Here is a 13066-nt window from a genome sequence, read left to right as displayed (position 1 = left end):
TGTTGGATAGATTGGGTTTAATATGCCAAGCGGAGATAAAAAAGGCTTTATATAATGTTAGTTTTGTGAAGCAACCTTGTTAAAGATGATAGGCTTTTGGTAGCTAAACAACTACCCAATCTTCATCATGTGGCTCAAAATCATCCGGACTTGAAATATATCCATTCTCGAGATCCGAATTTCTTTGAGTTTCTAATTCGATCTCGCGCAAATGCCTTAAATAGTCGTACAGCTTCTCTGCAGACAAAAATTCCATAATTTCCAAATCTTCCACTAAAGCCAGCTGATATGGCAAATCCTGCACTTCACTTATCTCTTTCACTAGTCGGGCTAATTCTAACCTATCAACCTCCCATGAACCTTCAAATTCTTTAAATAATTTAATAGGCTTTTGATCAACAGCAGCTTGTTTAATTTCAGAAATTGATACATTAGAAATGCTTCGGAGCGTTTTCAAGTCTCCTGTAGAAATATTTTTTTTAGGAATGATAGCAAGCATCGTTGATATCGATTTTTAAGTTTCTATCATGAATGGCACATGAAAAAATAATATGCCTTAGCATGTTTACGCAAACCTAATGAATAAATACTAGCTAACCAGCCTGCAGGTACAGAGCCGTTATTGCTGTGATCAAATGCGTACCAACGAGAGTTAGTTAGTTTTTACGCCATTTTTCAATCACACATTGATTGAGTGATTTTATTTTTCCATTGAATCCAATGCTCCTGCAAGCCTTCTGGAGTAGTTTTTAGATCACTAATGTCAAGTATATGATTGGGTTTTAATGCTTTCTGTAATTGTTGTTTTCTTTGTGAGAGAGCAGGGGCATGATTCCACCCTCCTACATGATCGAATGAGGTATAAGCGTCGCACTTATTTTCTACTCTAATAAATGGTATTTTGAGATAATAAATAACCTTTCCTGATCCCATACCTAATGTACTCATTTCAATGTTATCGAAATCCACTTTGGAGTACTTTTCATTTTTGAAAAGCTCTTTAAGCTTATCCCCTACAATTCGAGACATTTTATTCGAGAATTGATGCGCAATATCATCACCATTTATAAACTCTTCCCCCTGATATTCCCCCGAACAATTATGATCTGTACAAGTAATATCCACTGTCTGATTTAAGAATACAAATGAGCAAATCAAAAATACTGTAAGCGATGCTATGGCTATGAATAATAGCTTTTTGATAATCATCATTTAGTGTTATTGGTCAAGGTCTTTATTGGGAGATTCTTTTTTAATGTTTTAAAATCTATCAAGTGCGTATTGGAAAATGTTTGTGAAGTTTGCTCTAATCAGAATTAATTAACCCTCGATTACCAAAAAATTAACTATATCAACGATATAATGAAGAAACGTCATTTTGTGTTCTTCTTCTTCACTTTCTCCAGCTCTTCTACATCTCTCTTGTCTATTTCTCTATTAGTAGATTTTTTAACATAAATAAGATCATCAAAGCCTATAATGGTGGCTTCGCTTTTATTAATCACAAACTTTATTGATCTACTTTTCACCTCTTTATAGTTCCTTTTGTCGAACCCTGCAATCTCAGGCAATAATTCAAGCTTAAAAGGCTTTTTAGTGATTCTTAAAAATGCTCTTTTAGGATCAAATATTATTGCTTTTAACTCTTTTCTACTCTCAGGTTGAATGTTACCAAGTGCAGAAGTTAGCCTATAAAAATTATCAATTGTGGGATTATACCAAATATCAAAATCATAAAGTATATCTTTTGGAAGGTTAATTGATAATCGGTGAAACCCATGAATATTGACCGCTGTACCACCAACAATCATGTAACCCACCATGTTACTTTCTAATTCAGCAACAATATTATCTAGCAATTCAAGACTTTTTATGTATCCTACGTCAGAGATGGCATTAATGGGGAAGTGAATTGTTCCTTTTTATATTACGGATTCTAGCCTTTTTAAACCCTTTTACGAATTGTCTTTGCTCAATAATCTCCTTCTCAGATGATTCTCTAGGAACTCTGTCTGACTTCATTTCTTCGATTGTAGCAAAAACTTCAACTTTCATGGCTTTACGAAAATATAAAATATGTAAAAAAAACGAATAATAAATATTGTTAGTTCCAATAATTAAACCTTAATAGAATTTGGTTATTCCGCTTCTAACTATGTCACTACCTACCATTTGACACGTCCATCAAGTATATATGGATCTATAAATTCTCCATTTGTAAGCCTAGCCTTTATGTAATCCATGATCAGGGTGTTATAAATGCCAGAGGAGGGTGCAATCAGAATAGAATTGTGATTTAGCTATTCCACTAAACAGAATATACTTGTTACTCTTAACAGTACGCAAAATTCAATTCGATCTATCATATTTACAGCTACATAAAATCAGAAGACTAAACCATGCATCACTTTCACCTAATATTAACAACAGCCATCTTAGGCATGCTCTCATTTATAGATTATTCGAAAGGCATACTTTTTTAACTTCTATCGAAATCCATACACAAGCTAAAGAAGACTTTAATGTGTTCTTTGAGAGATTTAAATCCGATTCCCTATTTCAAGTTTCAAGAACATTATTCCCATTCAAGGAAAAATATCTTGACATTTATGACGATAGTATGATAGAAGAAGAAAAGGCTCTTAAAGATTGGCATCATCTCCGTTTTGAATACAAAAAAGACTATGCCACTAGAGAAATTGATGCATACAAACAAGAGGTAAATATCTTTACAGACACAGCTAAAATCTTGTTATTAGGAATTGATAATGGAATCAATGTACATTATTACTTTATTAAAAAGCAGGAAAAATGGTTCCTTTCTTATAAAGAAGATCTTTCTACTTAATTGTAAATTATATTGATTTAGAAAAATCCATTATTCAACATCATCCTCCTCACACAAGCAAACAAACAACACCAACTTATACCAAAAAAATTATTTCGATATTTGTCAAAATATTTAAATATCAGTAAATTAATAATATGAACAAGGCTTTTAAGGCGCTAAATGACCATACGCGCAGAGAAATACTGGAGCTACTGAAGCAGAAAGACATGAGTGCTGGGGAAATCGCTGATCATTTTAATATGGGGAAACCTAGCATTTCTCACCATTTAGACTTGCTTAAGCAAGCAGAATTAGTAAATTCTGAAAAGCAGGGTCAATTCGTAATTTATAGTCTGAGCACTACCGTAATAGATGATTTATTAGCCTGGATGATTAACCTAAAAACCAAAAAACCATGAAACACTCCATCGAAAAAGAAATATTCCTTTTATTTATATTAGCACTACCCTTTGTCCTGTTAGCCTATCTGTGGAACAAACTGCCTGAAGAAATTCCCATACATTTTAACATTAATGGGGAGGCAGATGATTGGGCCTCAAAAACTACCGTACCCTATATTTTCGGAGCTATTTTACTGCTCACTTACACCACCTTTAAGCTAGCGCCTCTTTTCACAAAAAAAAAGCAACAGATTCAGAAAATGGGAAACAAATATTTTTGGGTACAGCTTTCTATCCTGGTACTTCTTTCCGTCGTGATGTGTTTCACGCTACTCTCCTCTATTAACCAAAATCTAAATATAAACGACTACCTCCCCTACCTGCTTCTGATGCTTTTCTGCATTTTGGGCAACTACCTACAATCTGTAAAGCAGAACTATTTTATAGGCATAAGAACACCCTGGACGCTACGCAGCAAAGAAAATTGGAAGAAAACGCACCGGGTTACAGCAAGATTATGGGTATATGGAAGTATTCTTTTTCTTCTTTTAGTACTTATCACACCCTCAAACTTATCTATGCCGCTGTGTATAGCAGGCGTAGCAATATTTGCTATTGTACCCATTATTTATTCTTATGCATTCCATCTCAAGCAAACCAGCTGAATAATGTCAATCTAAAACACGATATCTTACCCCTAAAAAACCTCTAATACCTTGCATAGAAGCATAGTTATAGGATGGGTCAAAGGTATAGCCATTAGGATTATTGATGGGGTCATCCGCTTGTCTATCAAAAGGATCAAATGGCCGCATAATAGGGTCTTTAGGAACAAAATTGAAAATGTTCTTCAATCCACCGTATAGCTCGAGCTTCTGAGACACCTTTTTTGTTAACTGTATATTTACCACTGCAAACCAGGGTGAATACTCCGGCCTGTAATCATGAGGTAAAATAGGCAACCTCATGGGGCCATTCCACTGACCAGTAAGATCAAGCTCCCAATAAGAAGGAAAAGTATAAGTACCTGTAAAAGTACCTGACCACTTCGGTGCATGCAGCTGTTGAATTTTACTTTCGGTACCATTATCATCTTCCTCCACCTGGTAGACATCCATGAAAGACACCCCTGCCATTAACTTAAAAGGCACATTAAAAGAAAAGTCCATATTTAAAGACACTCCTCTGGATATAGCATGGCCATCCAAATTATCATAAATAATCTTATTGGGATCAGAATCAAAATCACCGACAATCTTATTAGTGAAATAGGAGTAAAAGCCAGTCACATCCAAACCAAGATACCAGCTATCAGCTGGAAATTTTATTTCATAATTGATATTACCATTAATTGATCTCTCTGGACTAAGTGCTTCAGTTATTACTACTTCTCTTGCTCCGGTAAGAGCAGCATGATCTTCAGTAAATAAATTAACCACCCTAAAACCAGTACCAAAGCTCGTTCTTAAAATATGCCTTTTATTATGAGAGAACTTATAGGCCAACCGGGGTGAATTAATACTGCCATGCACCTGATCATAGTCATATCTGTACCCTACAAGCAGCTTATGGTGATCAGAAAGCCTCCATTCATCCTGAATGAAAAGACCTGGAAGCGGAGTGTTTGACGGATCATTATCTAAGCCATCAGCGCTAGCAGTAGCAGGCGTATTATCATCATAATAAGTATATCTAAATGATGCTCCTAATAATAAGCTATGCTGATCTGAGAGAGATTTATCCCAAAAGGTCTGCAAAAATGCCACTTGCTGCTTAGCCTCGTAAGGCGTATTTCCGTACCAAGAATCCTGATTATGCCAATTATAAGAAAGTTGGGTATAAACTTTCTCCTTCAAAGGCCATTGATATTTACTTATTAGCTCAATCCTTTTGGTATAAATGCTCTCCCCATACACCTTATCGCTACCTCGCCAGGCTTTATCCCAATGCATCTCACCACCCCACCTATCCTCATACACATAGCGAAGAGCCACAGTAGCCTCCTTTTGCGCATTTCTTTTAAAATTCCATTTATTAAACACTGACAGCCGCTTTTGCAATGTCATATCTGTAAAATTGTCATCATTATTATCGATAGGATTTTGATAATGAAAATAGTTAATGCCTAACAGCCCCTGAGTTTTACCAATTGTTTGCTTCAGGGCCAAATCTAAATTCAGTTCCTGCCAGCTGGTGCCCATTAAATCGGTACTCAGTAAAGGAGCCTTATCCACCTCTTTGGTAATTACATTTACAATGCCTCCCATAGCTTCAGAGCCATATAATGATGAAGCCGGCCCTTTCACTATCTCGACCCTTTCTACCATACTGTTAGGAATACCGCTAAGTCCATATACCGTAGATAAAGCACTTACTATTGGCATACCATCAATCAGCATCATGGTATAAGGTCCTTCCATACCATTGATATGAATATCTCCGGTATTACACACATTACAGTTCAGCTGAGGTCGCACGCCATTAATCATGCCTATGGCTTCAAATAAGTTTGGAGTAGGATTTTTCTTAAAAAGTTGCGGCGTAATGATCTCAACAGGCACCGGACTCTCTGACCTGCTTACCTCTTTCATTGTGCCTGTGACTACTACCTCATCAAGCGTTGCCTTATCCTCTTTTAACTCTATCATTAACACTACTTCGGCACTACTCACTTGCAAATTCATAATGTAAGTTTCATAGCCTATACTGGATACGCGAAGATTGTACTCTCCAAAAGGAATATTTCGCAAAGTAAAATTACCTGAGGCATCCGCAGCGGTACCTTGAGCTATTGACTGTATATATACATTAGCAAAAGCCACCCCTTTGCCATCAGATTGAACCTGCCCATTGATAACCGACTTTTGAGAAAATCCACTAAATCCAATTAGCGTTGAAAAACATAAAATATACCACTTCATATAATAGGCTTAAATTATTTTTAAATAAAATTAATTTATTTTTTAGGTTTATCTAAATTATAATTCATAATTATTGAACATGATAATTTAATAGCCATCATTGATTTTAACTTATTTTATCACATAAGTAATAGCAATATGATTATCCAGGCTTTCTTAGTTTAAAAACCATCTAATTTTAACTAACTTATTAATAATCAACCCAATTACCCTTTTTAATAATTTTAAAACATACCACTAAACAAAAACGAATTATGAAAAAGGTATTATTTTTTAGCTATGTAGTTTTATTGCCCCTACTCTTCTCCTGTGGCTCCGATGATGACGGAGATACCGCAACAGCCAATGGCACCGTAACCTACGACGGCAAAGATTACAGCCTGACTAATGGATTCATGTTTGATTACGGCGCTGAAGACGGGCATTACAATATTGACTTCACAGCACACGATGGCACAGCAAATATCGCCGATGAGACAGTAACGGGCACCGTAACAGTTTACTCTGAATTATATTCGCCAGGAACATCTTTTCAGACAGGCACCTTCACATACATGTCTTTTTTTGATGATCCTGAAGCTGATGATTTTTACTTCTACTCTGCATCTATTACTATAGACAGTGATGGAAACGGTAAAATTAACGAAGACGATAACACCTATTCGGCCACAGGGGGCACTATTGTAGTAACTGGCGGTGGTGACAACTACACTCTTGTTTATAATCTTACTTTAAGTAATGGAAAAAAACTTACCGGAACTGTTTCTGGCAAATTCGCTACTATTAAGCTCTAACATAATATAGTTATCACCCTGAAAAAGAGACTGCATCAACAAACAGTCTCTTTTTTTATTATCCACTATGTCTGAATTTATAATTAATTGAACATCCCTTGTACCATGCGCCAAATCTTTCGATATTTGCGCCCGCAATTTAGAAACTCTATACATTGAAGTTGTTTAACAACATCGACATTGATAAGCCTACGGGCATATTTTCCAGATGCTTGGCTTGGATGCTTGACAAGGGACTGTTTTTTATTAGCCTCATCGCTTTTATTAGTGTGATAGTAGAAGCAGGCTTTAAGCTACCAGAATGGGCTACTGACAGTATCCAATTCTATTACTTAATCTGTATCTTCAGTTTTATTGCCACCTTGTCTGTAAGGGTAATAACTACTTTTCTGTACGGTAAGTCGACAAAAAAGATACTATTTTCTGAATATTTTTTATTCGCCATATTGGTGATTATTCTTTTCTTTCACTGGTTAGTGCCTGAAGGAGAGGAAAGTAAGCTGATCATTGGAGGCATCGCATCAGACCTTTCTATTATCAGGTTTCATGTTATAGTGCTTTTTATTATCGAATTTTCCAAGCGCTCATTGCAGTTTCAAAAGCTTGATCTTAACCCAGCAGTACTTTTTACAGGTAGTTTCTTATTACTGATTTTGATAGGCACTTTGCTGCTTATGCTGCCTAAGGCTACCAATAATGGCATTTCTCTCATAGACGCCCTTTTCACATCTACCAGCGCAGTATGTGTAACCGGCCTTGCTGTGCTAGATACATCTAAAGACTTTACTCACTTTGGTCAGGTAATAATACTTATACTCATTCAAGTGGGCGGATTAGGTATAATGACCTTTACCAGCTTCTTTGGCTTTTTCTTTAAGCGAAATTCTAGCATAGAAAACACCCTTTTCATCCAAGATTTTATTAATGAAAAGCGGATGAGTAAAATTGTAGGGACTACCCTAAAAATCATTGGTTTTACTCTCTTCTTAGAGCTTTTGGGAGCTATACTTATATTTCTAACCATTAATGAGCAAATGTCAGAGCCCGGAGAAGCGGTGTGGTTTTCTGTTTTCCATTCAATATCTGCCTTTTGTAATGCCGGATTTTCTACTCTTGCTCAAGGATTATACGACCCTGTAGTAAGACAAGTTTATTCACTACACCTAATCATTTCAGCACTTATTATATTAGGAGGAATAGGATTTCCTGTGATATTTGATGTATACAATAGCTTTAAGTATACCTTTTCTCAAAGGTTTTATGACTGGTGTGGAGAGAGTAAATATCGACATAAGGGCAGGCATTTAACGGTACACACCAAAATAGTTTTAGTCACCACCACAGCGTTACTAGTAGTAGGATTTGCTGCTTATCTGTGGTCTGAGCAACACAATACTCTAGCGGGATTATCGTGGTATGAAAAAATAATAGTATCTATTTTCGGCTCAGTAACTCCTCGTACCGCAGGTTTTAACACCGTAGATATGACTCAATTAGCCATGCCTACCATATTAGTTTACCTGATACTCATGTGGATTGGGGCATCTCCAGGATCTACCGGAGGAGGATTAAAAACCACCACTTTTGCGGTAGCTGTATTGAACACATTGAGTATAGCGAAGCATAGGCCAAGAGTAGAGTTATTTAGAAGAGAAATAACCAATGAATCTGTAAGAAAGGCCTTTTCTGTAATCATTATGTCTTTCTTAGTAATAGGATTATCGGTATTTCTGGTTACACTTTATAACCCTGAAATGCCACTGATAGCAGTAGCTTTTGAATGCTTCTCGGCTTTTAGCACAGTGGGCTTAAGCCTGGGCATTACTCATGACTTACACATGTTCAGCAAGATAGTAATTATAGTAACCATGTTTATAGGCCGCGTAGGTACCTTAACCATACTTGTTGCTTTGATAAGGAAGGCTAAAACACATACTTATCAATATCCGCACGAAAGTGTATTTATTACTTAATAGCATTTAATTATGAACTACATTGTTATAGGATTAGGAAATTTCGGATCAACCTTATCTGTAGCACTTACAGAGATGGGGTTTGAAGTAATCGGGATAGATAAAGACATGGATAGAGTAAATGCTTTTAAGGATAGCATTTCTCACACTATGCGTATGGATTCTGGAGATAAAACAGCCATGGAAACTTTGCCTCTAAAAGAGTGCGAAGCTGTAATAGTTTGTATTGGAGAAGATTTTGGAGCCTCCGTGCTAGCCACGGCCACGCTGAAAGAGTTAGGAGCCAAAAAGATTATAGGCCGAGCTATTTCAGACCTTCACCGTACTGTAATAGACGCTATTGGCGTGCATGAGATTGTAAGTCCGGAAAGCGAATCTGCCACCAGGCTGGCTAAAAGGCTACAATTAAAAGATGTTATAGACTCTTTTGAGCTTTCTCCTGATTATAATATTCTGGAAATTGAAATTCCTGAGCGTTATGTAGGCAAGACCATCTTGGAAAGCGATTTCCGTAGCGAGTACAATCTTAACGTAATCACTATTATAAGAAAGGTGAAGAAAAAGAATATGCTAGGTCATGAAACCTATAAAAAACAGGCATTGGGCGTGGTGTCACCAGAGACAATGCTCAATAAAGATGATATCTTAGTGGTATTTGGTAGTAATAAAGATATCAAAAGAGCCTTTGAATCTGGAGACTAATACCAATGTCTAAAGCAAAAAACAAATAAGGAAACACTCGGCCTATACAAGACCGAGTGTTTTTTTATTCCCTTTTTAATTTACAATACAGACTAAAGGTTTCTCAGCATGAAAACATTAGCCGTTCCTTTTTTACCTTCATTACTAATGAATATACTTTTTCCATCAGCACTGAAAGCAATTCCTTCTGCTTGCTTAAACTGATCTTGATTAAGTCTCACTAACTTTTTAATAGATCCATCCTTATTCAGTATTATTAGCTTCGCCTTTCTGCCATCCACAATATAGAGCTCTCCCGTGATAGGATGAATATCAATACCAGAGGGATTAAAAACTTTAGACTTACCCTCGTCATGATCTCCCGCAAAAACTTGATCGTTAAAATAAAGCTTTACTACAGGCTGAGGCAATAATTCGCCTTTTTGAATATCAAAAGCATAAACCCCTTTGTATTCATCTCCATTAGGATCCTCGTCTTTTACTACCAGAAACAGGCGTTGCTTATCTTCAGAAAAAGATATCCCTTCTACATTGTGATCTTCATTCAAAAAGGTAGAAATGGTTGTAGTTTTATGGCGCTCATTTTGCCAATCAGTGATTTGATAAATAGTGCCATCACTCTTTACCACATAGGCTATGTTGTCATCACAAGCTAAACCTTCATAATCTCCCTTCCCTCCAAATTTGATTCTATTTTTCACTTCTCCTGATTTTGTATCAAAAGTATACAGTATACCATCTTCATCCTGGATAGCAGCGAGGGTACGCTCATTTACCCAGGCCAATCCAGAAATCTCATCTAATTCTTCAGGAAGCAACCACTCCTGCTCCACCTTTATCTTTTCAGGCTTACTCTGTGCTATGGTAGGCATATACTTCATCCATAAAAATACTGCCACCAATATCACACTAGAGCAAAAAACCAATACCGGTTTCCGCATAGCTATTATATTAATCCCAATACTCTACACTATCCGTTTCCTTACCGGCTTCATCAAAAACAAAATGGTCAGGTGTAGAATTTTCAAAGTCTACCATGTAATAGTTAGCCCCACCTTGCACGAGTACATCAAGGTCATCTATAATTTTATCTGGATAACTTTCGTTAATAGCTCTACCTACTTGCTCGGGAAGTTGATTCACTGTGATCTCATACTTATAGCGGATCAATATTCCATCACTAGATAGTTGAGCCTCATAATCAACCGCATCGATCTCAAATTCTACCTCATAAATACTTGCTAAAGCCTCCCATTCTACTTTAGCTGCTTTAGGAAACTCATTATTAAAGGTGGTTTTTACTTCCTCTGGTACCTCTTGCGGTTTCACATCGTCACCATCATCGCTATCACAAGACATAAACACCATTGCCATAGAGGCAAGTAACATCATCATTAAATTCTTCATAGTTTCATTATTAATTGTTTCTGCCACAATTATAAAATGAGAAACCGGAAAGAATTGGGAATAACTATTTGATCAAAACAATTTCAAAAATATGCCGATTGGCAAATCGGTAATTAATTTCATAATGATATCGGTCTGCTATGGCTTTTACTATAGATAGGCCCAGCCCTGTAGATTGACTGGCCGCATTAGATTTATAGAATCTCTTAAATATTTCAGTAACTGGTAAAGGTGCTTCTCCTGAATTCTCTATAGTAACAATATTACCCGAGATCATCACTTTCACGTGCCCCTCCTTATCACTGTGGTTTATTGCATTTTTGATAAGATTATTAAACAGCGTATAAACCAGCTCGGCATTAGCATGTACTACAACTTCATTAGCATAAATTTTGTCAACCTCTATTTCTTTATGCTCAAACAATGCTTGCAGATTGAGTAGAATATCATCTATTGTTTGATTAACTGTTATCTTTTGAGCCTCTTCAAATTGACGATTTTCAATTTTGGCCAACAAGAGCAGCGATCGGTTTAGCCTTCCCATACGGTTAACATTATCCATAATTACTTTCCATTCCTTAAGCTGGCTATCACTAAGGTCACCTTTTTGAAGCAAAAGCTCCAATCTACTGCGAATAATGCCCATGGGTGTTTGCAGTTCATGAGAGGCATTTTCTATAAATTGCTTTTGGGCGGCATAAGCCTCTATATTAGCATTAAGCATAGTGTTCACCGACTCATATAGGGCATTGAATTCTTCAATTTTAGAATCTCCTTTTATCTGCTCGGGCTTGTCTAGCCTAAAGCCAGAAAGTTGTTTTATGAGATTATAGAAAGGCTTCCATATTTTCTTTAATAAAAGATTATTAAGAATGAGAATAGTGGCTAATACTCCGACATAGAGCCACAGCAGGCCAAAAGCCAAATCTTCAATCAAATCATCTTCCTCTACCATGGAGGTAATCAACCTCAGCTCATACCATTTACCATCTCTCTTAAACACAGTAGTAAGCAGCCTCACTGGCTCAAAATCTTGCTCATTTTGCATGAACATAGTAGTATCTGAATATATATCCCGATAGGCTCTATCTCCTGGATCTACTATAGGTTTGATCGTATAATAACCATCTTCAAATTCATTCTGACCTAACACAGACTTATCATTGGAGGCTTTTTCTAACACTAGCAACTTCTGATTTTCCAACCCATCATCCATGCTATCATAAATTTCATCTAACAAGGCATAATATAGCAAACCGGCCCACACTATCAGTATCAAAAAAAATACTCCCGCCAGATATTTGGTAGTATAATTAAGTAATTTCATAATACGTCGAGCTTATAGCCTACCCCATATATAGCCTTGATAGCAACAGGAGCATGGTGTAATTTGAGCTTTTTTCTTAGATTTTTAATTTGTGAATATACAAACTCATAATCATCCGCTTCATCCATATGATCTCCCCAAACGTGTTCTGCTATGGCCATTTTGGACACTAACCTTTTGTCATTCATAGCCAGGTACAATAATATATCGAACTCCTTTCGGTTCAGCTCTATCTGCTCACCATTATAATCAACCGTATGTTCTTCAGGATGGATACACAATCCTTTAAAATTCAATGCTTTATTACCTTCAAACCTTCTTCTTCTAAGTACTGATTTTACTCTGGCATGTAGCTCAGCCATATGAAAAGGTTTTGGCAAATAATCATCAGCTCCCAAATCCAACCCATGTATCTTGTCCTCAATAGCATTTTTAGCAGAAACGATAATTACGCCCTCTCCCTTGCCTTCTTTTTTTAGATGTTCCAACAAGTTAAGTCCATTACCATCTGGAAGGGTGATATCCAAAAGAATGCAGTCGTAGTCATAAGCACCTATTTTAACTAAAGCACTGCTCATATCAGAAGCATTTTCTACCGTGTACTCCTCCTGCCTCAAAGACTCGGTAATGCTCTCCAGCATATCTGGCTCGTCTTCCACCACTAATACTTTCATAGTAATATTCTTCTATAATTATTTGCCAATACTAACC

14 protein-coding genes are annotated in these 13066 nt (G+C 36.5%); 6 read left to right on the top strand and 8 right to left on the bottom strand.

Annotated features, from left to right (window positions below):
• Nucleotides 1-103: 103 nt before the first annotated feature.
• The 3 genes from JL102_RS06695 to JL102_RS06685 form a co-directional block, all read right to left on the bottom strand.
• The gene (locus JL102_RS06695) at nucleotides 104-499 is read right to left on the bottom strand and encodes a hypothetical protein (protein ID WP_202243492.1); all 396 of its coding nucleotides are present in this window, start codon (nucleotides 497-499) and stop codon (nucleotides 104-106) included.
• A gap of 176 nt (nucleotides 500-675) precedes the next feature.
• Complete coding sequence (locus JL102_RS06690) at nucleotides 676-1212, bottom strand: hypothetical protein (protein ID WP_202243491.1); 537 nt, start codon at nucleotides 1210-1212, stop codon at nucleotides 676-678.
• A 161-nt stretch (nucleotides 1213-1373) separates the two neighbouring features.
• Nucleotides 1374-1859 (bottom strand): hypothetical protein, encoded by a 486-nt coding sequence (locus tag JL102_RS06685; protein WP_202243490.1) that lies wholly within the window; start codon nucleotides 1857-1859, stop codon nucleotides 1374-1376.
• Nucleotides 1860-2323: 464 nt separating this feature from the next.
• Here JL102_RS06685 and JL102_RS06680 point away from each other — a divergent pair, with 464 nt between their 5' ends.
• The 3 genes from JL102_RS06680 to JL102_RS06670 all read left to right on the top strand — a co-directional run bounded on the left by JL102_RS06680 (nucleotide 2324) and on the right by JL102_RS06670 (nucleotide 3896).
• The gene (locus tag JL102_RS06680; RefSeq protein WP_202243489.1) at nucleotides 2324-2848 is read left to right on the top strand and encodes a DUF4348 domain-containing protein; all 525 of its coding nucleotides are present in this window, start codon (nucleotides 2324-2326) and stop codon (nucleotides 2846-2848) included.
• 137 nt (nucleotides 2849-2985) lie between these two features.
• Nucleotides 2986-3249: an autorepressor SdpR family transcription factor gene (locus tag JL102_RS06675; protein ID WP_202243488.1), complete on the top strand. Its 264-nt coding sequence runs from the start codon at nucleotides 2986-2988 to the stop codon at nucleotides 3247-3249.
• Nucleotides 3246-3896: an SdpI family protein gene (locus JL102_RS06670; RefSeq protein ID WP_202243487.1), complete on the top strand. Its 651-nt coding sequence runs from the start codon at nucleotides 3246-3248 to the stop codon at nucleotides 3894-3896. Before JL102_RS06675 ends, JL102_RS06670 begins: the two co-directional genes overlap by 4 nt.
• Before the next feature lie 6 nt (nucleotides 3897-3902).
• On the opposite strand, the gene JL102_RS06665 is transcribed toward JL102_RS06670, so the two are convergent.
• The gene (locus JL102_RS06665) at nucleotides 3903-6152 is read right to left on the bottom strand and encodes a TonB-dependent receptor (protein ID WP_202243486.1); all 2250 of its coding nucleotides are present in this window, start codon (nucleotides 6150-6152) and stop codon (nucleotides 3903-3905) included.
• A 254-nt stretch (nucleotides 6153-6406) separates the two neighbouring features.
• Between JL102_RS06665 and JL102_RS06660 the strand changes: the two genes are divergently transcribed.
• The 3 genes from JL102_RS06660 (at nucleotide 6407) to JL102_RS06650 (ending at nucleotide 9621) form a co-directional block, all read left to right on the top strand.
• Nucleotides 6407-6946, top strand: a complete 540-nt coding sequence (locus tag JL102_RS06660) for a hypothetical protein (RefSeq protein ID WP_202243485.1) — start codon at nucleotides 6407-6409, stop codon at nucleotides 6944-6946.
• Nucleotides 6947-7101: 155 nt separating this feature from the next.
• Nucleotides 7102-8919, top strand: a complete 1818-nt coding sequence (locus JL102_RS06655; protein ID WP_237390451.1) for a TrkH family potassium uptake protein — start codon at nucleotides 7102-7104, stop codon at nucleotides 8917-8919.
• Nucleotides 8920-8931: 12 nt separating this feature from the next.
• Nucleotides 8932-9621: a potassium channel family protein gene (locus tag JL102_RS06650; RefSeq protein ID WP_202243484.1), complete on the top strand. Its 690-nt coding sequence runs from the start codon at nucleotides 8932-8934 to the stop codon at nucleotides 9619-9621.
• A gap of 92 nt (nucleotides 9622-9713) precedes the next feature.
• On the opposite strand, the gene JL102_RS06645 is transcribed toward JL102_RS06650, so the two are convergent.
• The 4 genes from JL102_RS06645 to JL102_RS06630 all read right to left on the bottom strand — a co-directional run bounded on the left by JL102_RS06645 (nucleotide 9714) and on the right by JL102_RS06630 (nucleotide 13029).
• Nucleotides 9714-10562, bottom strand: a complete 849-nt coding sequence (locus JL102_RS06645) for an SdiA-regulated domain-containing protein (RefSeq protein ID WP_202243483.1) — start codon at nucleotides 10560-10562, stop codon at nucleotides 9714-9716.
• Nucleotides 10563-10572: 10 nt separating this feature from the next.
• The gene (locus JL102_RS06640) at nucleotides 10573-11028 is read right to left on the bottom strand and encodes a PepSY-like domain-containing protein (RefSeq protein ID WP_202243482.1); all 456 of its coding nucleotides are present in this window, start codon (nucleotides 11026-11028) and stop codon (nucleotides 10573-10575) included.
• Nucleotides 11029-11092: 64 nt separating this feature from the next.
• The gene (locus JL102_RS06635; RefSeq protein ID WP_202243481.1) at nucleotides 11093-12355 is read right to left on the bottom strand and encodes a sensor histidine kinase; all 1263 of its coding nucleotides are present in this window, start codon (nucleotides 12353-12355) and stop codon (nucleotides 11093-11095) included.
• On the bottom strand, nucleotides 12352-13029 hold the full coding sequence (locus JL102_RS06630; RefSeq protein ID WP_202243480.1) for a response regulator transcription factor: 678 nt from the start codon (nucleotides 13027-13029) through the stop codon (nucleotides 12352-12354). Before JL102_RS06630 ends, JL102_RS06635 begins: the two co-directional genes overlap by 4 nt.
• Nucleotides 13030-13066 lie beyond the last annotated feature (37 nt).

Source organism: Fulvivirga sediminis (assembly GCF_016757215.1).
GTDB classification, from domain to species: Bacteria; Bacteroidota; Bacteroidia; order Cytophagales; family Cyclobacteriaceae; genus Fulvivirga; species Fulvivirga sediminis.
The sequence above is the reverse complement of the archived record's forward strand: the minus strand, read 5'-3'. Positions and strand labels throughout refer to the sequence as shown.